This is a genomic window from Pseudomonas sp. dw_612, from assembly GCF_018449725.1.
Classification (GTDB): domain Bacteria; phylum Pseudomonadota; class Gammaproteobacteria; order Pseudomonadales; family Pseudomonadaceae; genus Aquipseudomonas.
In genome coordinates, this window is record NZ_JAAVVC010000004.1 from 33,909 (window position 1) to 60,350 (window position 26,442).

Sequence of the window (26,442 nt, forward strand, 5' to 3'; positions counted from 1 at the left end):
AGTGAACAACCAAAACGATAGTCTGGAACAGCTCAAACGTGCCGCTCTGCTGCGTCTTCTCCAGCAACGCGGTGCGGCACGGATCGCCGAGACACCGGACACGATCAGCCTCGCCGACCGCGCCGCGCCCCTGGCCCTGTCTTTCTCGCAGCAACGGTTGTGGTTCCTCGACCAGCTCGATCCGACCGCCAGCACGGCGTATCACATACCGGCGGCGCTGCGCTTGCGTGGCTCGCTGGACCTGGTCGCGCTCAAGGCCTCCCTGGACCGCCTCGTCGCCCGGCATGAAAGCCTGCGCACCACGTTTGAACGATTGGGCGATGATCCGGTGCAAGTAATCGCCAGCCCGGATTGCGGCTTTAGCCTGATCGAACAAGACCTGCGCGACTTGCCCGCCGAAGAAGCCGCCCGCAGTGCCGAGCGCATCAGCGATGCCGAGGCAGCCGCGCCGTTCGATCTGCTGAACGGCCCGTTGATTCGTGGTCGCCTGTTGCGTCTGGCCGATAACGAATACCGCTTGCTGATCACCCAGCACCACATCATCTCCGACGGTTGGTCGATCGAGGTGCTGGTCAAGGAATTCGCCACGCTGTACCAGGCTTTCGCTCAACAGCAGCCGGACCCGTTGCCGCCGCTGTCGATTCAATACGCCGACTATGCCGCGTGGCAGCGGCGTCATCTCGACGGTGAACGTCTGGCCAAGAACGTCGAGTTCTGGCGCAGTCACCTGGCGGGTGCGCCGGCCTTGCTGACGGTGCCCACCGACCGCCCACGCCCGGCGCTGCAGGATTATCGCGGTGCGACCTTGAGTTTCAACCTGCCCGCAGACTTGTCCAGCGCCATCACCCGCTTCGCCCAGGCCCGTGCGGCCACCCCGTTCATGACCTTGATGGCGGCCTGGGCCGTGCTGTTGGTGCGCATCAGCGGCCAGCAGGATCTGGTGATCGGCACCGTCGCGGCCAACCGTGACCGGCAGGACGTGCAATCGCTGATCGGCTTCTTCGTCAACACCCTGGCGCTGCGGGTCAAGCTGCACGCCAACCCGACGCTCGACGAGGTGTTGCTGCAAGTGCGCACGCTGATGCTCGAATCGTCGGTCTATCAGGACACGCCGTTCGAACAGGTGGTCGAAGTGCTCAAGCCACCGCGCAGCACCCGTCACAGCCCGGTGTTCCAGACCATGCTCTACACCAACGCCGGCAACGACGCCGAAACCCTCAGCCTGCCGGGCCTGACCCTGGAGTTCCTGCCTTCGCGCAAGGACCAGACGCAGCACGATTTGTCGCTGCACATCGATGACGCCGGTGACTGTCTATCGTGCAGTTTGTCGTATTCGACGGCGCTGTTTGACGCCGCGACCATCGAGCGCATCGCCCAGCGTTTCGAGCGGGTATTGAGCTACTTCACCGACGCACCGCAAACCCGCATCGGCGCGCTCGACCTCGACCCTGAACTTAACCTCCCGGCGGTGCAGCCGCAGCCCGAAGCATCGCGCACGCCGTTGTCGTTCCACCAGGAGCGCATCTGGTTCGTCGACACCTTCGAATCCGGTTATCTGTACGACGCCAACCCGATCTACCACAACATTCCGCTGCTGCTGGAACTGCGTGGCGAGATCAATCAGCCGGCCCTGCAAACCGCCCTCGACGGGCTGCTGGCCCGGCATGACATCCTGCGTTGCCGGGTGGTGTCCGATGGCGCCAGTGCCTGGCAGCGTTTCGACGGCGAGGCCGTGTTGCCGCTGACGCTGGTGCAAGCACTGCCGGAACAATTGGCCGCGCGGGCACTGGAATCCACGCGCCATCCGTTGCAAATGGACGGCGGCAGCCTGGTCCGTGCGACGCTGATACAGAGCGACAGCCAGGACGCCATACTGGCGATTGCCGTTCACCACTTGCTGGCGGACCGCGCGTCGATGCAAGTGATCCGCCGCGATCTGCTGGAGCTGTACGCCGCCGCTTGCGACGACCGCCCTGCCCGATTGCCTGAACTGAGCGTGCACTACCGCGACTTCGCCGCGTGGCAGCGCCAGTTCCCGGCCGCGGTCAGCGAAACCTTGCGTTCGTTCTGGGCTTATCAGTTGCGTGGCAAGCTGCAAGCGATGGAGCTGCCGCTGAACCGTCCGCGTAACGCGGTGCACACCTACGCCGAAGCGACACATCCGTTCCTTATCGACAAAAAACTAGTCAATCGCTTGAATGCTGCCGCCGAACAGGCCGGCGTCGGCGCCAATACCCTGGCCCTCAGCGCTTTCACCGCACTGTTGCGCCGCTATGCCGGGCACGACGAACTGGTGATCGGCACCACCGCTACCTGCCGCGAAGACCTGGCCGTCAAAGAACTGGTCGGGCCGATCGGCAACTTGTCGGTGCTGCGTAACACCTGCGACAACCACACCACTTTGCAGGCCTTGCTTGAACAGGTCGCCAGCACCCAGGCCCAAGCCCTGCGCCATCGCTACCTGCCGTTCGATCAGCTGGTGCTCGCGCTCAATCCTGACAAGGACATGAGCCGCACCGCGCTGTTCGATGTGTTGTTCAACTTCGAACAGGCCGCCACAGCCTCGGAAGCCGTCGCCGGCCTGACGGTACAGACGCTGGAAACCAACCTCGGCTATGGCAAGAACGACCTGCATCTGTTGATCGAGGCCGGTGAACAGCAATGGATGGGCCGCCTGACCTATAACGCACAGATGTTCGACGAAGCCTTTATCGAGCAAATGATGCGGCACTACGTGCGCCTGCTCGAAGCCTTCGCCGACGACAGCGCTCAGCGGGTCGATGAGGTGCCATTGCTCGATACCCGCGAAAAGCACCAGCAGGCGCTGGACTGGAACGACACGGAAGCTGCCTATCCGGAAGAAACCACCCTGCATCAAATGTTCGAAGAACAGGCCCGTCGCACGCCGCAAAGCATCGCGGTGAGCATGGGCTCGGAAAGCCTGACCTACCGCGCGCTCAACGAACAATCCAATCAACTGGCCCGTCGTCTGCGGGCTGCCGGTGTGGTGCCGCAGGATCTCGTCGCGATTCTGCTGGAACGCTCACTGGACATGATCGTCGCCACCCTCGCCGTGCTCAAATCCGGCGCGGCCTATGTGCCCATCGATCCAACGTCACCTTCGGACCGCATCGCCTACGTGCTGCAAGACAGCGGCGCGCGCAAGTCGATTGCCCTGGCGAACATGGCCGCCGAACTGGGCGAACTGGGTATCGAAGTGTTCGACCCCAAGCCCTTGAGCAGCCAATCGACACCCGAGGTCCATCGCGCTTCGGTGAACCTGTCCAACGTCAACGCCCCCGATCATCTGTGTTACGTCATCTACACCTCGGGCTCCACCGGGCAGCCGAAAGGCGCGTTGCTGGAGCACCGCAATGTCATTCGCCTGCTGCACAACAGCCGCACGCCGTTCCATTTCAACGCGGACGATGTCTGGTCGTTGTTTCATTCCAACGCGTTCGACTTTTCGGTCTGGGAGATGTTTGGCGCGCTGCTGCACGGCGCCCGCCTGAGCCTCGTCCCCGAAGCCCTGCGCCGTGATCCGCTGGACTTCCTGGCCTTTATCGAAAGCGACGGGATCACCGTGCTCAACCAGACGCCGTCGGCGTTCCATCAGTTGAGCGGGGTCGCAACGTCCCGCCCTGATGTCACCTTGGCGAAGCTGCGTTACGTGATTCTCGGCGGCGAAAGCCTTGAACCGGCCAGGCTCGATGCCTTCCACCGGGCGTTCCCGCATGTGGCGCTGATCAACATGTACGGCATCACCGAAACCTGCGTGCACGTGACCTACAAACACCTCGAAGCGGCGGACATCGCCGAGGGCATTTCCAATGTCGGGCGGCCGATTCCGACCACCGTGACCTACATCATGGACGCACAACAACGCCTGATGCCGGTCGGCGTGCCGGGGGAAATCTGCGTCGGCGGCCAGGGTGTCGGCCGCGGTTACCTGAACCGTCCCGAGCTGACCGCCGAACGCTTTATCGTCGATCCCTTCCGCCCGCGTGAGCGACTGTACCGCTCCGGCGACCTGGGCAAGTTGCTGGGCAATGGCGAAATCGTGCACCTGGGGCGCATGGACGCCCAAGTCAAGATTCGCGGTTTCCGCATTGAACTGGGTGAAATCGAAGCGAAACTCCAGGCCTGCGACGGCGTGTTTGAAGTCCGCGTGCTGGCCAGTGACGATAAAACCGGCAGCAAACGCTTGATCGCCTACCTGATCCCGCAACCCGGCGTGGTGCTGGAAATCGCTGCGTTGCGCCTGCAACTTGGTGCGACCCTGCCGGACTACATGATCCCCAGCGCATTCGTCAGCCTGGCGGCATACCCACTGACCGCCAACGGCAAACTGGATCAGAACGCGTTGCCGGAGCCGGATCTGGATGCCATGTCCGAGCGCAGCTACGAGGCGCCGGAAGGTCCGACCGAGCAAGCTCTGGCGTTGATTTTCCAGGAGCTGCTGGGGCTGGAGCGCGTCGGTCGTCGCGACGGTTTCTTTGAACTGGGCGGGCATTCGCTGCTGGCGGCGCAATTGGTTTCCCGGGTCCGCCAGACCCTGGGCGGCGAATTGAAGCTGCGGGAACTGTTCAGCCATCCAACGGTGGCGGAGCTGGCGAAAAGTGTCGGATCCCTTGAATCGGCCCAGCCCGACGCCATCACCGTCGTCGACCGGGACGCGCCGCTGGTGCTGTCCTTTTCGCAACAACGGCTGTGGTTCCTCGATCAGCTCGACCCGAATGCGAGCACCGCTTACCACATGCCGGCGTCGTTGTTGTTGCGCGGCGAACTCGACCTGTCCGCGCTCAAAGCAGCGCTCGATCAACTGGTGGCGCGTCACGAGAGTTTGCGTACCACGTTTGAACGGGTGGGCGAGCAACCGGTACAACGCATTGCCGCGCCGGAGTCCGGCTTTACCCTTACCGAACAAGACTTGCGTGCCTTGCCTTACGATGAAGCCAGCCTGACAGCGGCACGCCTGAGTAACAGCGAAGCCAGCGCACCATTCGACTTGCACAAAGGGCCGCTGATTCGCGGTCGCCTGCTGCGCCTGGCCGATGACGAATACATCCTGCTGATCACCCAGCACCACATCATCTCCGACGGCTGGTCGATTGGCGTGCTGGTCAAGGAGTTCGCGGCGCTCTATCGCGCGTTCAGCCAACAACAACCGAACCCGCTACCGCCCCTGGCGATCCAGTACGCCGATTACGCAGCCTGGCAACGCCGTTGCCTGAGCGGCGAGCGCTTGAGCAAACAGGTCGACTTCTGGCGCGAGCACCTCAGCGGCGCACCGACCTTGCTGTCCCTGCCCACCGAACGTCCGCGCCCGGCGATGCAAAGCTATCGTGGCAGCGACGTGCCGGTGGTGATTGCGCCGCAACTGCGCGAACGCCTGGAGCAGTTCTGCCGCGAACACGATGTCACGCTGTTTATGGCCCTGCTGACCGCGTGGTCGGTGGTGCTGGCGCGACTGGGCAACGAGCCGGACGTGGTGATCGGCGTGCCGACTGCCAATCGCGGCAACACCGACGTCGAAGCGCTGATCGGTTTCTTCGTCAACACCCTCGCCTTGCGCGTGCGTCTGCAAGACAACCCGACCGTGGCGCAGTTGCTGGCGCAGATCAAGGAAACCACCCTCGCGTCCCACGAGCACCAGGACATTCCGTTCGAGCAAGTCATCGACGCCTTGCAACCGCCGCGTTCGCTAAGCCATAACCCGCTGTGCCAAGTGGCGTTGTCGCTGAACAACACCCCGGATGGCGGCGAACTCGCGTTGCCGGGTCTGACCCTGACGGCCCTGGCGCAAGCCCGGGAGACCTCGCAATTCGACCTGATGCTGACCCTCGCCGATGAAGGGGGCGAGTTGAGCGGTGTGATCGAGTTCGCCACCGACCTGTTCGATCGCTCGACGGTCGAGCGTTTCGCCCAGCACTTCCAGATCCTGCTCGGGGCCATGCTCGACAACGCCGAACTACCGGTGCGTGCCTTGCCGTTGCTGAGTCCGGCGCAAAGCCAGGCTTCACCGGCAGTGCGAGCGCCGTTGCAGGTGCGTGCGCCGGGGCTGCTGATTCATCAGCGTTTCGAGCAGTTCGCCGCCACCCATCCCGAGAACGTTGCCCTGGTGTTTGGCGACGTGCACATGAGCTACCGCAAGCTGAATCGTCGTGCCAACCGCATCGCCGCGCAGTTGCTGGCGCTGGGGGTGAAAGCCGATGATCGGGTGGCGATTCTCAGCGGGCGTGGGCTGGAAATGGTCTGTGCCGTGCTCGGTGTGCTCAAGGCCGGCGCCGCTTATGTGCCGCTGGACCCGGCCTATCCGGCCGAACGCCTCAACTATCTGCTGAGCGACAGCGCACCGGTGGTGTTGCTCGCGCAGCCAGATTGCCTCGACGTGCTACCGGCGCTGGATATCCGGGTGGTACTGTTGAATGCCCAGAGCGACGAATATTCACTGTCGGATGCGTCGTTCGATATCAATCCCGTGGTCGATACGCTGCCGCAGCATCTGGCGTATGTCATCTATACGTCCGGTTCCACCGGTTTGCCCAAAGGCGTGCTGGTCGAACATGGCAATGTCGCGCGCCTGTTCGATACCACCCGCGAACTGTTCCACTTCAATCGCGATGACGTCTGGACGCTGTTCCACTCGTTTGCCTTTGACTTCTCGGTCTGGGAAATCTGGGGCGCGTTGAGTTATGGCGGCAAACTGGTGATCGTGCCGACCGACGTGGCCCGCTCCGCCGATGAGTTCTACGGTTTGGTCTGTCGCCACAACGTGACGGTGCTGAACCAGACGCCGAGTGCGTTCCGCCAGTTCATCGACGCCAGTGGCCGCAGCGCCCAGGTGCATGGGTTGCGCGAGGTGATCTTTGGTGGCGAGGCGCTGGACTTTATCAGCCTGCGCCCATGGATCGCGCGCACGCCGCTGACGCAAACGCGACTGGTGAACATGTACGGGATCACCGAGATCACCGTGCACGCCACTTACCATGCGGTGACCCAGGCCGAAATCGATACCGGTGCGCCGAGCCTGATCGGCACCGCGTTGCCGGACCTGTGCCTGCGCATTCTCGATGAGTACCAGCAACCGGTGCCTGTCGGTGTGCATGGCGAGATCTACATTGGCGGCGCCGGCGTGGCGCGCAATTACCTGAACCGTCCGGAGCTGAATGCCGAACGTTTCATCGCCGATCCTTACGGGCCGCAACGCCTCTATCGCACCGGCGACGTCGCGCGGTATCGCGCGGATGGCGGCATTGTCTATATCGGCCGCAACGATTCGCAGATCAAGATCCGTGGTTTCCGCATCGAACTCGGCGAGATCGAAGCCCAACTGATCGCCTGCCCCGGCGTGCGCGAAGCCGTGGTCACGGTTCGTGAAGATGCTCCCGGCGACAAGCGCCTGGTGGCCTACCTGATTGCCGAGGATGACGCGGCGCCGGAATCGGCGGCGTTGCGCACGCAATTGGCCGGTGTGCTGGCCGAGCACATGATCCCCAGCGCTTTCGTCACCCTGCATGCCTGGCCGCTGACCACCAACGGCAAACTGGATCGCGGCGCCTTGCCGGCGCCGGGCCTGTCGTCACTGGTGAGCCGTGAATATGAAGCGCCGAAAGGCGCGATTGAAACGGCACTGGCCAGTGCCTGGCAGGAATTGCTCGGGGTTGAACAGGTGGGTCGTGATGACCACTTCTTCGAACTGGGTGGGCATTCGTTCCTGGTCATCAGCCTGATCGAACGCTTGCGCCAATCCGGGTTGCTGCTGGATGTACGCACCGTGTTCTCGGCCCCGACGCTGCGGGCCATGGCCCAGGTGCTGGCCGGTGAACGCAGCGCCGCATTCGTGGTGCCGCCAAACCTGATTCCTGATGATTGCAGCGCCATCGACCCGTCGATGCTGCCGCTGCTGACCCTGAGCCAAGCGGAGATCGATCAGATCGTCGCCGATGTGCCCGGTGGTGCCAGTAACGTGCAGGACATTTACCCCTTGTCCTCGTTGCAGGAAGGGATTCTGTTCCACCACTTGCTGCTGGCGGAAGGCGATGCGTATTTGATGCGCTCGGTGATGCTGTTCGATCAGCGCAGCCTGCTCGACGACTTCCTCGCGGCGGTGCAAGTGGTGATCGACCGCCACGATATCCTGCGCAGTGCCTTGCGCTGGTCCGGCCTGCCGCAACCGGTGCAAATCGTGCATCGGCATGCGCCACTGCCAGTGATCACCCTTGAAAGCACGGACGGCGAAGACGCGTTGCTGATGCTGCGCGATAAAACCGACACCCACCATCTGCGCCTGGACTTGCAGGTCGCGCCGTTGATTGCGGCGTATGTGACTTACGATCCGGTCCGTGAGCAATGGCTGCTGGCGCTGCTCGATCATCACCTGATCAGCGACAACGTGACTCTGCGCCTGATCATGCTGGAGATCCAAAGCATCCTCGCCGGGCGCGGTGACAGCCTGCCGCCGTCCCAGCCGTACCGCAATTTCATCGCCCAGGCGGCGGCGATTTCCCAGGAGGAACACGAAAGCTACTTCCGTCGCTTGCTGGCGGATGTCGACGAAACCACTGCGCCTTACGGGGTGTTGGATGTGCGTGGCAATGGCGCGAGTGTCACCCGGGCGATTGAACACCTGAGTGATGAGGTCAACGCCGCGATCCACCGCACGGCGCGGACTCAAGGGGTGCCAACGTCGGTGCTGTTCCACGCGGCATGGGGTCTGGTGGTCGCGGCGACCAGTGGCCGCGACGATGCGATTTTCGGCACGGTGTTGTCCGGTCGTTCCCAAGGCACCACCGGCGCTGATCATGCGCTGGGCATGTTCATCAACACGTTGCCGATGCGCATTCGCCTGCAGGACAGTAGCGTCAGCGCCATCGTGCAGGATGCTTATCAGCAACTCAGCGAATTGCTGACCCACGAACAAGCGTCACTCGCCCTGGCCCAGCGTTGCAGCGGCGTGGATTCGGCGTTGCCGCTGTTTACCGTGATTCTCAACTGCCGCCATGGCGACATGGTCACGGCGTCCGGCGAGATCGTCGATGAAATGGACGACTGGCAAGGCGTGGCGTTTCTGGCTTCCGAAACACGCACCAATTACCCGATTGAAATTGCCGTAGCGGCCGAAGAAACCGGGTTCTCGCTGACCGCACAGTCGATTGGCGGGATTGATCCGCAGCGGATTGCGGCTTACCTGGCCCATGCGGTGACGGCACTGGTCGAGGCGCTGGAGCGCAATCCGGCGCAACCGGCCAATACCCTTGACGTGCTGCCGGCGGCTGAGCGTCAGCAACTGCTTGATGGCTTCAATACCACCGCCACCGAATTCACCCCGGCCCAGCCGATCCACACGTTGTTCGAAGCCCAGGTGCGTGCTCGGCCGCAGGCGATTGCGCTGGTGCATGAGGACCAGCAACTCACCTACGCCCAGCTCAACCGCCGCGCCAACCATCTGGCCCGACACCTGATTGCCCTCGGGCTGCAACCGGATCAGCGTGTAGCGCTGTGTGCCGAGCGCAGTCTGGAGATGATTGTCGGCTTGCTCGGTGTGCTCAAGGCAGGCGGTGCCTACGTCCCGATTGACCCGGCGCATCCGGTTGAACGCATGGCGTTTATGCTCGGCGACAGTGCCCCGCTCGCCGTCCTCACTCAGCAGGCCATGGCCGCGCAGATGCCGGTCGGTGACCTGCCACTGTTGTTGCTTGATGAGCGCGAATCGCTGCTGGCTGCCGATGATCCGGCCTTCGACCTCGACCCGATGATCACAGGGTTGACCCCGGATCACCTGGCCTACGTGATCTACACCTCCGGTTCCACCGGGCAGTCCAAAGGCGTGATGGTCGAGCACCGTTCGGTGCATAACTTCTGGCAAGTGCTGCAACGCACCACCCACCAGCATTGCCCGGAATACGCCACGGTGGCGCTGAACGCCGGGTTCTACTTCGACATGTCGATCAAGGGCATTTCGCAGCTGTTTTCCGGCCACAAATTGGTGATCATCCCGCAACAGATACGTGGCAGCGGCCACGAGTTGCTCGACTTCCTCGAACAGCACCGGGTGCACGCCTTCGACTCGACGCCTTCGCAACTCGACGGTCTGCTCAACGCCGGTCTGCTGGAACGCAGCAGCTACCAGCCGGTGAGCGTGTTGCTCGGCGGTGAGGCGATCAACGCGGCGATGTGGAGCAAGTTGCGCGACTGCCAGAGCATCCGCTTCTACAACATGTACGGCCCGACCGAGGCCACGGTGGATGCAACCATCGACCTGATTCGCGACCTCGGCGAAAAACCGAGCATTGGCCGCCCCTTCGCCAATGTCCAAGTGCATGTGCTGGATGCGCACGGGCAACCGACGCCGTTGGGTGTGGCCGGTGAACTGCATATCGGCGGCGCCGGCGTGGCTCGCGGTTACCTCAACCGTCCAGAGATGAGCGCGGAGCGTTTTATTGCCGATCCGTTCTCCAGCCTTCCACAAGCTCGCCTCTATAAGACCGGCGACCTCGGCCGCTGGCAGGCCGACGGCACCCTGGAATACCTGGGGCGCAACGATTTCCAGGTGAAGATCCGTGGTTTCCGCATCGAACTGGGCGAGATCGAAAACGCCCTGCTCGCCTGCCCCGGCGTGCGTGAAGTGGTGGTGATTGCCCGGGAAGACAATCCCGAGGACGGCAAACGCCTGGTCGCCTACCTGTGTGGTGACGCGGTGAGCACCGAACAACTGCGCGCCGAGCTGCTGAAAAACCTGCCCGAGTACATGGTGCCCAGTGCCTTCGTGCAACTCGACGCCCTGCCCCTCACGTCCAACGGCAAACTCGACCGTCGCGCCCTGCCCGCACCGGGTCAGGACTCGCTGGCCAGCCGTGTCTATGAAGCGCCGCAAGGTGAAACCGAAATCGCCATTGCCGCTATCTGGGAGAACCTGTTGCACCTGGATCAGGTCGGGCGTCACGACGGTTTCCTTGAGCTCGGCGGGCACTCGCTGCTGGCGGTACAACTGCTCTCGCGGCTGCGCCGAAAACTCGGTGCGCGACTGACCCTGCGTGAGTTGTTCGACGCCCCGACCGTGCGTGGCCTCGCCGCGCTGGTCAACGCCGCCGTGCCGACCGAAGCGCAGCCGATTCCGCTGGCCAACCGCAAAGGCCGGCTGCCGCTGTCCTTCTCGCAACAACGCCTGTGGTTCCTCGATCATCTCGATCACGCAGCGGGCGCGGCGTATCACTTGCCGCTGGCCCTGCGCCTGAACGGCGTGCTGCACACACCAGCCTTGCGCCAGGCACTGGATCGTCTGGTGGCGCGTCACGAAACCTTGCGCACCACGTTCGAGCTGATCGACGGTGAACCGGTGCAGAAGATCTCCCCGGCTGACCAACGCTTCCATCTGCTGGAACAGGACCTGCGTGAACTCGCCACTGAACAACGCACCGCGACACTCGCCCGGTTCGGCGATGCCAACGCGTCCGAGTTGTTCGACCTGAGCAGCGGCCCGTTGGTACGGGGTCATCTGGTCCGGCTCGACGACGAGGAGCACGTGCTGCTGGTGACGCTGCATCACATCGTCTCGGACGGTTGGTCCAACAGCGTGCTCGCCCATGAACTGACCGTGCTCTACACCGCGTTCAGCCAGGGCTTGAAAGATCCACTGCCGGCCCTGCCGCTGCAATACGCCGACTACGCAGTGTGGCAACGCCAGTGGCTGAACGGCCCGGCCTTGCAGGCGCAAACCGACTTCTGGCGCAGCCATCTGGACGGCGCACCGAGCCTGTTGAACCTGCCGCTGGATCGTCCGCGCCCCGCCGTTCAAAGCTATGCCGGTGGCATCATCGATTGCGTGTTGCCGCCGGCCCTCAGCACCCGATTGCGCGCCTTCAGTCAGGCCCAGGGCTCGACCCTGTTCATGACGCTGCTGGCGGGTTGGTCCACGCTGATGACACACTTGAGTGGCCAGGCCGATGTGGTGGTCGGTACGCCGGTGGCCAACCGACCGCGCACCGAACTGGAAGGCTTGATTGGCTTCTTCGCCAACACCCTGGCGCTGCGGGTCACCACGCAACGCGAGGCCAGCGTTGGCGATTTGCTGACCCGTATCAAGGGCCTGACCCTCGCCGCTTTCAGTCATCAGGACCTGCCTTTCGAGCAAGTCGTGAGCACGTTGCAACCGACCCGGAGCATGAGCCACAGCCCGTTGTTCCAGGTGATGCTGAGCTTGAACAACACACCACCGGCACCGCTGCAATTGCCGGACCTGACGGTGCAATCGGTGGACAGCGCGCACACCACCACGCAGTTCGACTTGTCCCTGTCGCTGATCGATGACGTCGAGACCATCACCGGCAGCCTGCAATACGCCAGCGATCTGTTCGATACCGCCACGGTGGAGAACATCATCGCGCTGTTTGTCCAGGTGCTGGACACCCTGGTCACCGACGCCCGACAACCCGTGAGCGCGCTGCTCGATGCGCTGCCGGCGCTGGTTCGGTCCGAATCGACCCCGGAGTCGCTTGAGGTGCAGGAACGGCCCTTCGAGGCGCCCCAAGGTGACACCGAGTTGGCCATCGCGAAGATCTGGCTGGAGTTGCTGAAACTTGAGCAGGTCAGTCGCCACGACGACTTCTTCAGGCTCGGCGGCATTTCGCTGATGGCGGTGCAGATGACTTCGCGACTGCGCAAGGTGTTGGGCAAGCCCATCGCGGTGCGTGACCTGTTTGTCGAACCGACCATCGCCGGCTTCGCCCGGACCCTTGACACGCAATCACGACCGGCGTCGCGCAATAACCTGGTGCCGATCCGCCGTGGTGGCTCCCAGCGGCCATTGTTTCTGGTGCATCCGCTCGGCGGTGAGGTCGGCTATGCCCGGGACCTGGCGCCGAGCCTCGATCCCGAGGTGCCGGTCTATGGTCTGGCGGCGACGGGGTTTGTGGCGGGTGAAGTTCCATTGAGAACGATCCCGGCCATCGCGTCGCGCTATCTGGCGGCGATTCGCGAAGTGCAAGCCCAGGGACCGTACCGGTTCGCGGGTTGGTCGGCCGGTGGCTTGATCGCTTATGAGATGGCCCGTCAGGTCATCGCCAGCGGCGAGCAGGTCGAATTCATCGGCATCATCGACACCTCCGCCCATGTCGGCGCCGAGGAACGCGAGGTGCTGACGGAAGCGCAGTTCCTGATGTCCTGGCTGCCCGAAGACATGGACGCCGCGTTGTTCAATCAACTGACACCGCTGGCGGCGAACGCCGAGATCGGGCCGATGCTTGCACTGTGCACGACCCATGGCTTGCTGCCGGAGGAGTTGAGCCAGGGAATCGACGCCGGAATGCTGCGCACCCATCTGGCGGTCGCCTACGCGACACGGCTGGCCGTGGGTGCCTATGTCAGCCCGGAGCTGCCGGTGACGGTTTCGCTGTTCACCGCGCTCCAGCAGGAGCGATCCGACCCGACATTGGGCTGGCGCGCCTTGCAGGGTGAACGCGTAACTATCACGCCGCTACCCGGCACGCACCACTCCCTGGTGCGTGCGCCGTATGTCAATGCGCTTGGCAAGGCAATTTCCTACACGCTGAAGGGGGATTCCGACTAACAGGGTGTTGAAAGCCGACCAACAAACAGACCGTTGGTCGGCTTTGTCCTACAAAATTGCCCTACACACCACAAATGATGGCCATTTGGCACCTATTTGATCCCGACCACTTGCGTACTGAATAAAAGGTTCTACCTTTCAAATGCTTATCCTTCTTACAAACGCTAGTTTCGAACAAATGTTTACGTCGGCACGGAGGCCGAAATCTATGCTTATTGACGCCAATTTTGTGACATGCCTGTCCCTGTATCCCCCTACATACACCTATAAACCTGTAGGTTTTAATAATTCACCCACGCTGAATCGATTTAGTCGTGCACTAAATCAATGAAACGCAACGGTGGAAATTTGACATGGGGGCAGGGTTATTTTCGACCGGGCGGTCGGAAACCAGGTCAGCCAGCGATTTTGGTATGCAGGCTTATGAATCGAATCAGTAGCGTACGAAATATAGAGAATCCGCATATCTATTTCGAACTAGGGAAACTGATTTCAAGCGTAGGGCATGAACACTTCGTTGCGAATATGCATCAACTGATCGGAACATCGGTTTCCGTCAGTCTGGTGGAACTCAGCGAGTGGACAACAGACGACAGCCAGGGAAGCGTCATCGACATTCAATCCCTTGGCACCGCAGGCCTCCCAGAGGACATTGCGTCGCCCTCCCTCCCTTGTTCCATTACCCCCCGGCAACGAGACGAACACCCACTCATGCAACGGATTCTTGAAGTGGACGATTCCATCCTGATTCACATGAACGCACCGATGATGGACGCCAGGGGTTATCAACTCAGCAGCGCGACCCATCAATGCAGCCTCGTTTCAGGCAAGGGCAATCGACGTTGTGTGATCTCGTTGCACCGCCCCTTGCTGGACCGTGACTTTTCCCTGAGCGAATTATCGTTTCTGAAAAACCTCTCGGAAACGCTGTTGCCACTGGTTGAGCGGCATGCGCGGATCAGTCGCCAGGTCAGCGTCCGCAAGGTCGCGAACCCGATGACCCGGCCCGTCGTGGCCTTTGAGCAGACACCGCTGCAACGGGATTTCAACGAACGGCTGATGCTCTGCGACGTGGCCCTGTCGGCACGGGAAAAAGAGGTGTGCCTGGGGCTGCTGACCGGCGGGACCGTGCCCGAAATGGCGGAAAAACTCTGCGTCAAGAACAGCTCCGTCGAAACCTACCTCAAGCGTGCCGCGGCCAAACTCGGCGTGAGCGGTCGGCACGGATTGGCCAAATGGATGATCGGGGCGTAGCGCCCCTTCCCGCTCCGTCACAGCCTGTGACCTGACATCGCAGGCTTCGAATAAAGAAAGCGCCCAATCCCCAGCGAGGCTGGTCAATGAGCAAGTCCCCGATGTCCCTGGCGGCCGTTGCGTTTGTTCTCGGCGGTTGTTCGTTAATACCGGACTACCAGCGGCCGGCCGCGCCGATCGCCCAGCAGTACCCGCAAAGCCCTGCCTATGCGCCGACCCAGGCCGCCAACGGCTCCGCTGCCGAACAAGGCTGGCGCGATCAGTTTCGCGATCCGGCGTTGCAGCAGTTGATCCAGAGCGCCTTGAGCAACAACCGCGACCTGCGCGTAGCGGCATTGAACGTCGAGGCGTATCGGGCGCAATACCAGATTCAGCGTGCAGACTTGTACCCGGCGGTTTCCGCCAGCGGTTCCGGTACGCGCCAGCGCACTCCGGGTGATCTGTCGTCCACCGGCGAGGCCGTTACCAGCGGTTCCTACTCGGCAGGCTTGGGCATCAGCGCTTATGAACTGGACCTGTTTGGCCGCATCCGCAGCCTCAGCCAGGAAGCCATGCAGGTTTACCTGTCCAGCGAAGAGGCCCAACGCAGCACGCAACTGAGCCTGGTCGCCAATGTGGCCACGGCCTACCTGACCTGGCGTGCGGATCAGGAGTTGCTGGTCCTGACGCAAGACACCCTCAAATCCTATGAAGAAAGCCTGCGCCTGACCACGCGCAGCAATGCGGTTGGCGTGGCGTCTGCGCTGGATGTCAGCCAGGCCCGGACCACCGTCGAAGGGGCCCGCGCCAATCTGGCGAAGTTTCAACGGCAGGTGGCGCAGGACATGAATGGCCTGACCCTGCTGGTCGGTACATCGGTGCCGGACAATCTGCCGGCACTTCCATTGGCGTCAAACCTGCTCACCGAAGTCCCGGCCGGGCTGCCGTCGGACCTGTTGCAACGGCGCCCCGATATTCTGCAAGCGGAATACCTGCTCAAGTCCGCGAATGCCGACATCGGCGCCGCCCGTGCCGCGTTCTTCCCCAGCATTACCCTGACGGCCAACGCCGGGACCTCCAGCTCGCAACTGTCCGGGCTGTTCAAGGGTGGGTCCGGCAGTTGGCTGTTCCAGCCGCAAATCAACTTGCCGATTTTCAATGCCGGCAGTCTGCGGGCGAGCCTCGATTACTCGAAAATCCAGAAAGACATCCGCGTTTCGCAGTATGAGAAGTCAATCCAGACCGCGTTTCAGGAAGTCTCCGACGGCCTCGCGGCACGCAAGACCTACAGCGAACAACTGACCGCGCAACGCGATCTCGTGCAGGCGAACCAGGATTACTACCGGTTGGCCGAGCGTCGTTATCGCATTGGTGTCGACAACAACCTGACCTTTCTCGACGCACAACGCTCCCTGTTCAGTGCCCAGCAAACGCTGATCACCGACCGGCTCGCACAGCTGACCTCCGAGGTCGGGCTGTACAAGGCGCTGGGCGGAGGCTGGGCCGAACGCTTGAATGTTGCATTGTGAGGGCAATGAAAATGAACACATTCGAACCGGGTGAATACGTCCGCTTACGCGCGGGCGGCAGAAAGATGATTGTCAAACACCCTTCCTTCACTTCCGACCTGCCGGGCACGCCGTTGGTGCCTTGTGAATACCGGGAGAAAAAACGCACGGTGTTGGGCTTCTACGCGGCACGCGATCTGATCGCCGCACCGGCCTGAGCCGCAACCACCAGATCACTCAACAGGACGGATTCTTATGCATGTGATCATTACGGCCATCGGCTCCGCCGGTGACGTTCATCCTTTTGTCGGTATCGGCCGCGCGCTCGCCGCACGGGGCCACCGCATAACGTTTTGCGCCAGTGCCGCGTTCGCCCCGCTCATCGAGCGCTGCGGCTTCACCTTTTTACCGCTGGGCACCGCCGAAGAATATGAGGCGGTCATGGCTGACCCGGCATTGTGGCGCACCCGAACCTCGCTCCCCACTCTCTGGAAAAGCGTCGCCAGTACGTTGCGCGAGCAGTACCGGATGCTGGAGGCGGCGTGTGATGACGAGACGGTGATGCTCGGTTCCCTGTGGGCATTTTCGGCCCGTCTGCTCCAGGAAAAACACGGCATTCCGCTGATCACCGCGCAAGTCTCGCCGTTCGGCTTCTGGTCGGCCGCCTCGCCTTCGGTGCATCCGCCGGGCACCAACCTGCCAGCCTTTGTACCTTCCCCGGTGAAACGCCTGGTGCTGCGTTTGGTCGAGCGGGCCTTTCTGGACGGACTGATGAAACCGGAACTCAATCGCTTTCGCCGCGAGCTGGGATTGCCACCGACCAAGCGAATTATCAGCGAATGGATCTGCTCACCCGACGGGGTATTGGGCTTGTTCCCGCAGTGGTTCGCCAAGGTCGCATCGGACTGGCCGCGCCAGACCGTATTGACCGGTTTTCCACTGTTCGACGAATCCGGATTCCAGCAACGCGACAGCGAACTGGACGACTTTCTCAGTGAAGAATCACCGGTGGTGTTTACCCCGGGTTCGACCCAGGTCAATGGGGAAGAATATTTCGCCGCTGCTGTTGCCGCGCTGAAAGCGGTCAACCGTCGCGGGGTGTTCCTGACCCGGCAACCGGTGGACCCGGCAATGGCCGCCCCAGGGCAAATCCTGGTGCGCCGCTACGTGCCGATGAGCCGCATCCTGGCCAACACCGCCGCACTGGTGCACCACGGTGGCGTCGGCACCACGGCCCTGGCGATGGCCGCCGGCGTACCGCAAGTCGCGACGCCGTTTGCCCATGACCAGTTCGACAACGCTGCACGGATGGAGCGTCTGGGTTGCGGCGTGAGCTTATTGCCTCCGGCCTCCGGTGAAGCGCTGGCCAAGGCACTGGACACGGTGTTGACCAGCCCTGAAGTGCACGCCAATTGCGCTCACTATCGTGCGTTGATTCCCAGCGGCGATAGCGCCAGTGAAGCGGCCGCGCTACAGATCGAGGCACTGGCACGGGCTCGCTTGAAGACGTCCCGCGTCGCGTAGTCGGGTTTCGCCACACACACCTTAACCGCTAATCCCAGCAACGGACTCCTGACCTCCGTTGCTTCGCCACGCCTGCGCGAAGCCTCGGTCGTCACGCTTTTCATCAGTTTTTGGGCCCGGCCCACGGAGAACTTTATGACTCAGGCCAAGCCCGTTTTGGGTGACCTGCTTTACCCGCTGACGGCCCCGCAACTGGATATCTGGCTGGACCAGCGGCTGCACGAAGACTCACCGCTGTACAACATCGGCGGTTATGCCCGGATCAACGGCGCGGTGGATGCCACCCGGATGCAGCACGCGATCGACCAAGTGGTCAGTCGCCACGACGCGCTGCGCACGCAACTGGTGCCGGGTTCGGTGGATCATCCGCTGCCGCGCCAACGATTCCTGGCGTCGGTCAGCGCCGCGTATTCCTTGATCGATGTCTCCGCACAGGCCAACCCCGAGGCTGCCGCCCTGGCGCTGCTGGAAGAAAACCTGCAAACGCCGTTTTCCTTTGACGACGGCTTGCTGTATCGCACCGAACTGCTCAAGGTGCGCGAAGACCTGTACTACTTTTTCTTCAATTGCCATCACCTGATCGTCGACGGCTGGTCCTTTGCCATGATCGGCAAGGCCATCAGCGAGGCGTACTCCGCAACGGCACCGATGCTGCCGGCGCCGAGTTATCAGGCCTATCTCGAACAACACAGCAGTGACAAGGCCTCGGCGGCGCTCCAGCGTCAACGCCAATACTGGCTGGAAAAATACCGCACGTTGCCTGAACCGCTGCTCGCGCCCCGCCCTGAAAGCCGTGTCGGGCAACGCCTGACGCCGAGCCAGAACCACACCTGGCGCTTGCCCCGTGCGCTTTACAATCGCCTCGGCGAATTGGCGAAGGCAAGCGGCCAAGGGACGATTTTCCATGTGATGCTCGGCGCGCTATACAGCTACTTTGCCCGGGTTGCCCAACGCGATGAGATCGTGATCGGCCTGCCGATCCTCAACCGCGCCAACGCCGCGCACAAGGCCACGGTCGGTTTGTTCGTCGGCATGAGCCCGGTGCGTCTGAGCCTCGGCACGGACCTGGCGTTCAGCGAGTTGGTGAGCAAAATTGCCCTGACGCTCAAACAGGATTACCGCTATCAGCGTTACCCGTTGAGTGAGCTGAACCGTGAACTCGGGTTGCAGAATATCGGCCGCTGGCAGTTGTTCGATTTGGTGGTGTCCTTCGAGCAGGACCAGGACACGTGGTACGACTCGACCCTCGCGCACCCGGTCAAACTCAGCAACGGCTATGAACAGAATCCCTTGGCCATGCACGTGCGTGAGGCCGGGCCGGACGATGATGTGTGGATGCATTTCATCTACAACGAAGCGTACTTTGACGCGCCGCAGATCGAGGCGCTGCAACAGCGTTTTATGCGCATCCTGCACAGTGTGGCGGATGATTTCGAGGTGCCGGTGAGTGCCCTGGAGCTGATGCCGGCCGCAGAACGCGTTCTGTTGGACGAATGGAATCGCACCGAGGTTGATTACCCGAAAAAGCCGCTGCTGCATCAACTCATCGAGGCCCAGGTTGCGGCTCGCCCGGACGCGATTGCCGTACGCTTCGAGCACCAATCGCTGACCTACGACGCACTGAACCGCCAGGCCAATCAACTGGCTCACGCGTTGCTGGAAACCGGGATCCGTCCGGACGACCGCATTGCCATCTGCGTAGAGCGCAGCCTGGAAATGGTCGTGGGTCTGCTGGGCATTCTCAAAGCCGGGGCCGCCTATGTGCCGCTGGACCCGGGCTATCCCGCCGACCGCTTGAGCCACATGCTCAGCGACAGCGCCCCCGTCGCCCTACTCACCACCCGTGCCTTGCTGACCCACCTGCCTGCCGTGACGGTGCCGGTGTTGTGTCTCGACACCGACCACGAACGCCTGGCTCGGCAACCGATTGAAAACCCCGTCCTCGGGCTCACGCCGCAACACCTCGCCTATGTGATTTACACCTCAGGCTCCACCGGCCTGCCCAAAGGCGTGATGAACCAGCATGACGGCGTCGTCAACCGCCTGCTCTGGGCTCGCGATGCTTACGGCGTCGATGAGCACAGCATCATCCTGCAGAAGACCCCGTTCAGTTTCGACGTGTCGGTCTGGGAGTTTTTCCTGCCGCTGCTCAGCGGTGCGCAACTGGTGGTGGCGGCGCCCGGCGGGCATCAGGATCCCGGCTATTTGATGGACATCATGGCCAGCGCCGGCATCACGCTGCTGCATTTCGTGCCGTCGATGTTGCAGGTGTTTCTCGACCAGGCCGATCCACAGCGTTTGCCGGCACTCAAGCAGGTGCTGTGCAGTGGCGAAGCGTTGCCGTATGCCTTGCAGGAGCGTTTTTTCGAACGTCTGCCACAGGTGCAGTTGCACAACCTCTACGGTCCGACCGAAGCGGCCATCGACGTTACGGCCTGGCATTGCCGGTCCGACGTGCACAACGGCATCGTGCCGATCGGCCTGCCCATCGCCAACACGCAACTGCATGTCCTCGACGCAAACCTGCAACCGCTGCCGCCGGGCGTCGCCGGCGAGCTGCACATCGGTGGCATCGGTGTCGCGCGGGGCTACTTGAATCGCCCCGAGCTGACGGCGGAACGGTTTATTCGTGATCCGTTCCAGACTGATCCCCAGGCGCGCCTGTACAAGACTGGCGATCTGGGCCGTTGGTTGCCGGATGGCAGCCTCGAATACCTGGGCCGTAATGATTTCCAGGTAAAAATTCGGGGCCTGCGCATTGAACTGGGCGAGATCGAATCACGGCTGATGGCGTACGAAGGCGTCAAGGAAGCGGTGGTGATTGCCCATCAAGAGGCCGAAGGCGATGCCTGGCTCTGTGCCTACTTTGTAGCCGCACCCGGTTTTGAGCTTTCAGCAACGGCATTGCAGCAAGCTTTGCACCAGCAAGTCCCCGACTACATGGTGCCCCGGCATCTGATCCAGCTCGACCAATTCCCGTTGAACGCCAACGGCAAGCTCGACCGCAAGGCCCTGCCCGAACCCGATGAAACCTTGGGCAGCCGCGACGCAACGGCGCCGCGTTCAGCGTTGGAACAGACGTTGGCCGAACTCTGGAAGGACAACCTCAAGCGCTCAGAGCTGGGCATCCACGACAACTATTTCATGCTCGGCGGCGATTCCCTGAAAGTCATCCACTTGCAGGTCAAGGCCCGCGAGCAAGGGATTGCCCTGACGCTGGCGCAGATTTACCAGCACCCGAGCATCGCGCAACTGGCCGAAAGCGTCGAAGCCCAGGGCGGCACCTCTACCCACCTTGCCCCCTTGGCGCATGTGGCGCCGTTTGCCCAGGTGCCGGAAGCCATCCGCTTGGCCAGCGCGGGGGAATTCGATGACGTGTTTGCCGCGTCGCAACTGCAAGTCGGGATGATCTACCACTCGATGATGCACCCGGACTCAGCGATCTATCACGACATCTTCCGCTATCGCCTGCGCCTGAAATGGGACGCCGTGGCTTGGGACCGGGCCGTTCGTGCCTTGATCCAGCGGCACCCGGCGTTGCGCATGTCGTTCGATGTCGGCCACACCGAAGCGCCAATGGCGCGGGTGCATGCGGTGGTGGAATCGCCCGTGCAGCTCATCGTTTCACCCCGCCCGGATGATCGCGAACAGGCAGTTGCCAGCTACATCGAGGAACGCAAACGTCACCGTGAGGATTGGCATCAGGCGCCGCTGTACCAGTTCGGCGTGGCCGTCGGCGCGGATGACATCGATCTGGTGTTCAGCTTCCATCACGCGATTCTCGATGGCTGGAGTGTCGCGACCCTGATGCGCGACTTGATCACGCTCTACACCTCGACCGCCACGCTGCCAGCCCTGACCACCAGCCCCGCCGACTTTATCGTCCTCGAACAGGAAGCCATGGCCAACGAGGCTCACCGTCAGTTCTGGCGCGAATACCTGCACGACGCCCCCGCCGCGTCCATGACCAGTTGGACCCACGCGGTGGCCCCGGACCCGACACCGCACCGCTCGGCTTACCGGGAAATGCCCGCCGCCGACGTGGCCCGGCTCGAAGCGTTCTGCCGCGACCAGGACCTGCCCTTGCGCGCCGTGTTACTGGCGGCCCACGGGTTTGCCCAGGCCATCGTGTCCAATCAGCAAGAAGTGTTGTGCGGCGTGATCAGCCATGGTCGCCCGGAATTTGCCGACAGCGCCCAGGTGCTGGGGTTGTTCCTCAATTCCCTGCCCGTGCGCTTCAGCACCCTTGGCACTGATTGGCTCGACGTGATTCGCGGTCTGATGCGCCAGGAGCAACAGGTATTTGCCCATCGGCGCTACCCGTTCGCGTTGATTCACCGGGAAACCGATGTGGCCCTGAACGTGGTGTTCAACTACGTGGATTTCTATGTGCTCAACGACCTGCTGGCGCCGGGGAAAGAAATCCTCACCGGTTGGGAAACCACCGAAGCCAGCAACTATGACTTGCTGACCACGGCGGGCCGGCATCCGTCCAACGGCTCGCTGATGCTGAAAACCGACTACTGCACCGCACGGGTGGCCACCAGTCAGGTCGAGGTCTACGCCGATTACATGCTGCGCACCCTGGAACTGATGATTGCCAACCCCGACGCGCCGCCGCGCATACCGGACTGGATGCCGCGCATCGAACACAGGTTGCCAGCGACCCACGGAAACCTCTCGACCTTGTTGCTGGACAGCTTCGCCCGTCATGACCAGCAGATCGCCGTGAGCTTTGGCGAGACGCGACTGTCCTACCGACAACTCGCGGACCGCAGCGCGCAACTGGCGAGTTGGTTGCACCAGCGTGGCATAGGGCCGGGCGATCGGGTGGCAATCATGATGCCGCGCTCGCCAGAACTGATCATCGCGCTGCTCGGTGTGATCCAGGCCGGTGCCGCATATGTGCCGATTGACCTGAGTTACCCGCAGGACCGCATCCGACTGATCCTCGATGATTCACAGCCGCGTCTGGTGCTGTCCGGCGATGGCTCGACCAATCTGGTGGCGACCCTGGCCAGCCAGGTTGAGCGGCGGCATTGGGACGGCGTGGTCGCCGAGTTCGACGGCAACCTGGCGCGCTGTCATCAGCGAGTTGCCTCGATCGCCGCCGAGATTGCCGGCGACGATAACGCGTACTTGCTTTACACCTCGGGTTCCACCGGGCGGCCAAAAGGCGTGGCCATGCCGCATCACGCGTTGGGCAATATGATCCGCTGGCAAACCCGTCAGCAGGACGCCACGAACCTGCCGCTGAAGACACTGCAATACTCGCCGATTTCGTTCGATGTCTCGTTCCAGGAAATCCTCTCGACCCTGTCGAGCGGCGCGGAACTGGTGATGATCGATGAAGCGCTGCGTTATGACTTCATCCGGTTGCTGAAATTTATCGGCGCCCAGGACATCAATCGGCTGTTCCTGCCCTACGTTGCTTTCCAGGGCCTGGCCGAGGTCGCGATGCAACTCGGTATCCGCCCGGCCTCGCTGCGCCAGATCAATGTGGCGGGCGAGCAACTGAAAATCACCGCGGAAATCCGTCACCTGATCGATGGCCTCGACGATTGTCGGGTGGAAAACCATTACGGCCCGACCGAAGCCCATGTGGTCACCAGCCTGCGACTTGAAGGCGCCAGCGCCGATTGGCCGAACATGCCGCCGATTGGCGTGCCGATTGATGGCGTGCGCATGCATGTGCTGGACACCACGGGCAATGCCTGTCCGGTCGGGGTCAGCGGTGACTTGTTTATCGAAGGCCTGTGCCTGGCCAACGGTTACTGGAACCAACCGGACCTGACGGCCGAACGCTTTGTCTATCGTCAGTTGGAGGGTGAAAGCCGCCGGTTATACGAGACCGGCGACATCGGGTTTTACCTGCCTGGGGGCGACCTGATCTATCAGGGTCGCAGCGATGCGCAGGTGAAGATTCGCGGCTATCGCGTCGAGCTGGGCGAGATCGAAGTGGCCATGCTTGGCTCCCCTCAGTTCGGAGCGGACATTCAGCAAGTGGCGGTGATCGACAAGCAGGCCTCGGATGGCAGCCGCAATCTGGTCGGTTTCGTTCAGGTGATGCCGGGGCGCGAGCTGGACCTGGATCGCCTCAAGGCCGAAATGCGCCTGACCCTGCCCGATTACATGCTACCCAGCACCCTGGTCAGCATCGGCAAGTTACCCCTGGGCCCGACCGGCAAGATCGATCGCCAACGCTTGCAAAAGGTCGACGTGCAAACCACGTTGCAGCGGCCGTTTACCGCGCCGCGCAATACCTGGGAAGACTTGTTGCAGGCCTATTGGCAAGAAACCCTGGAGCTGGAAGACATCAGCGTTCATGACAACTTCTTCGAGCTGGGCGGCAACTCGCTCAAGGCTGTGCGCTTGATTGCGATGCTGGCCCGGCACCAAGGCTGCGAGCCGTCGTTGTCCGACTTTATCCAGGCCCCGACCATCGCCGAATTTGCCCAGGTATTGCAGCAGAGCGAGGCCGGCCACGGACAAACCGGGGCGCTGGTGGATTTCAAAAACGCCAAGCGTGTGCCGACGTTGTTCCTGGTGCATCCCATCGGTGGGCACGTGCTGTGTTATGCCGCATTGGCACAAGTGCTCAAGGACCGGGTTCAGTTGTACGCCCTGCAAGCACCGGGCACGTGGGACAGCCGCGCGCCGTTGCAATCGGTGCAGGCCCAGGCCATGCACTACGCCGATGCCATTGAACAGGTCGCACCAACCGGTCCGTTGAACATTGGCGGCTGGTCCTATGGAGGTGTCGTTGCGTATGAACTGGCCAGCGAGTTGAAGCGGCGCGGGCGGCGTCTGCACAACGTGTTTTTGCTCGACACCATCGTGCGCATCAGCCAGGGCGAGGTGCAGATTGAACGCAGCGAGTTCATGAACTGGTTTATGTGGGAACTGCTCAGCGGCGATGGCCAGAAAGATTACGCCTACCACGCCCTCGACTTCGCTGCGCTGAGCGACCTGCAAGCGTTCGAAGCGATCAAGCAGCACGGCGTGGCCCAGGGCATTTTCGACCGGAGCATCACCTTGCAGACGCTGGATCAGCTGTACCGGGTGTTTCATGCCAACTGGCAGTCGCTGCTGGATTACCGCTTCCCGCCCCTGGATTTGCCACTGACGCTGTTCGCGGCGGACGTCGAGTTGCCCGATGTGCTGCAAGCCCCGCATGAACTGGTCGGCACGGCATTCCGCGACCCGTATCGCGGCTGGCGCACGGTGGCGCCACACGTGGAGCGCATCGCCGTCGAGGGCGACCATCTGACCATGATGCGCGAGCCGCATATCCGCAGGGTCGGTGAAGTCATCAAGTCGCGCATCGATACGGCGCGGGTCAGAAGCGCCGACACCGTTGCTGCATTCGCATAGCCGTCACCGACGGTCTCCATTCCACGCCCGGTGATGCCGGGCTCGATACAGGTGAAACGGTATGACAGCACTCAAGAAAGCCATCGTGGCAGGCGCCGGCATCGGCGGACTCACCGCCGCCATCGCGCTGCAACGGGCGGGTTGGCAGGTCGAGGTCTTCGAAGCGGCCGAGACCCTGCGCACCGGCGGCAGCGGTTTGTCGGTCATGGCCAACGCCATGGCGGCGCTGCATTCCATCGGTGCCCATGTCCCGGTGGAACACGCGGGCCAGGTGATCAAACAGTTTTATTTCAAGACGCAGAATGGCGATCCCATCACCCGCATGCCGATCCACGAGATCGGCGAACAACTGGGTCACCCGAGCGTGAATATCCAGCGCCCTCTTCTGCTGCGGGCCTTGGCGCAACAATTGGCGCCGGACAGCCTGACCACCGGATTGCGTTGCGTGGGTTATGCCAGTCGACCGGAGGGCGTGCAGGTTTCGTTTGAAGACGGCAGCACCCGGCACGCAGATCTGCTGATTGGCGCTGACGGTTTGAATTCGGTGATTCGCCAGCAGATGCTCGGCGACACGCCGACCCGCCCCAGCGGCTACATCGCCTGGCTGGCGGTCGCGCCCTTCAGCCACCCGGTGATGAGCGAAGGCTACGTGGCGCATTACTGGGGTCGCGGCAAACGCTTCGGGCTCTGCGATGTGGGCGACGGCCAAGCGTATTGGTGGGGCACCTGCAACCACGCCAACGCGGCGGATGCCGCGTTGAGCATCAGCAAACAGGAGGTGCTCGACGCTTATAGCGGCTGGGCGCCGGAAGTTGTCGCGGCGATCGAAGCCACGCCCGAAAGCGTCATTCTGAAAATGCACGCCCGGGACCGCGACCCGGTGGAGCAATTCTGCGACGGCCACGTGGTGCTGTTGGGCGATGCGGCGCATCCGATGTTGCCGAGTCTCGGCCAGGGTGCGGCGCAGGCGATTGAGGATGCGGTGGTGCTCGCGCACTACCTGACACAAACGTCTGACCTGAATGCAGCGCTGGCGCAGTACCAGGCCTTCCGGCACCCGCGCGCCAACGGGGTGGTGAAGGCTGCACGGTTTATGAGCGGTATCGAACAGGCCGAATCGAAACTCGCTTGCTGGCTGCGGGAATGGTATTTCCGCCTGACTCCGCAGAGCAGTTTTCGTAAAAAGAACCTCGACATCCTGTCGTTCAAGCCCAGCGCCTGAACCCACTGCAAACA

7 protein-coding genes are annotated in these 26,442 nt (G+C 62.3%); all 7 read left to right on the forward strand.

Features of this window, described 5'->3' with window-relative positions; all coding sequences use genetic code 11:
* Window position 1: 1 nt before the first annotated feature.
* The 7 genes from HB680_RS08080 (at window position 2) to HB680_RS08110 (ending at window position 26,428) form a co-directional block, all read left to right on the forward strand.
* Window positions 2-13,567, forward strand: a complete 13,566-nt coding sequence (locus tag HB680_RS08080; RefSeq protein WP_346657362.1) for an amino acid adenylation domain-containing protein — start codon at window positions 2-4, stop codon at window positions 13,565-13,567.
* A gap of 423 nt (window positions 13,568-13,990) precedes the next feature.
* Entirely contained in the window at window positions 13,991-14,821 is an 831-nt protein-coding gene (locus tag HB680_RS08085) for a helix-turn-helix transcriptional regulator (protein WP_213938237.1), read from the forward strand.
* An 86-nt stretch (window positions 14,822-14,907) separates the two neighbouring features.
* Entirely contained in the window at window positions 14,908-16,329 is a 1,422-nt protein-coding gene (locus HB680_RS08090; RefSeq protein WP_213937986.1) for an AdeC/AdeK/OprM family multidrug efflux complex outer membrane factor, read from the forward strand.
* 11 nt (window positions 16,330-16,340) lie between these two features.
* A complete protein-coding gene (locus HB680_RS08095) occupies window positions 16,341-16,526 on the forward strand; it encodes a hypothetical protein (RefSeq protein ID WP_213937987.1) in 186 nt (61 codons plus the stop codon).
* Between the two features lie 37 nt (window positions 16,527-16,563).
* On the forward strand, window positions 16,564-17,832 hold the full coding sequence (locus tag HB680_RS08100; RefSeq protein ID WP_213937988.1) for a glycosyltransferase: 1,269 nt from the start codon (window positions 16,564-16,566) through the stop codon (window positions 17,830-17,832).
* A 135-nt stretch (window positions 17,833-17,967) separates the two neighbouring features.
* Complete coding sequence (locus tag HB680_RS08105; RefSeq protein WP_213937989.1) at window positions 17,968-25,206, forward strand: non-ribosomal peptide synthetase; 7,239 nt, start codon at window positions 17,968-17,970, stop codon at window positions 25,204-25,206.
* Window positions 25,207-25,267: 61 nt separating this feature from the next.
* On the forward strand, window positions 25,268-26,428 hold the full coding sequence (locus HB680_RS08110) for an FAD-dependent monooxygenase (protein ID WP_213937990.1): 1,161 nt from the start codon (window positions 25,268-25,270) through the stop codon (window positions 26,426-26,428).
* The last annotated feature ends 14 nt before the right edge of the window (window positions 26,429-26,442 follow it).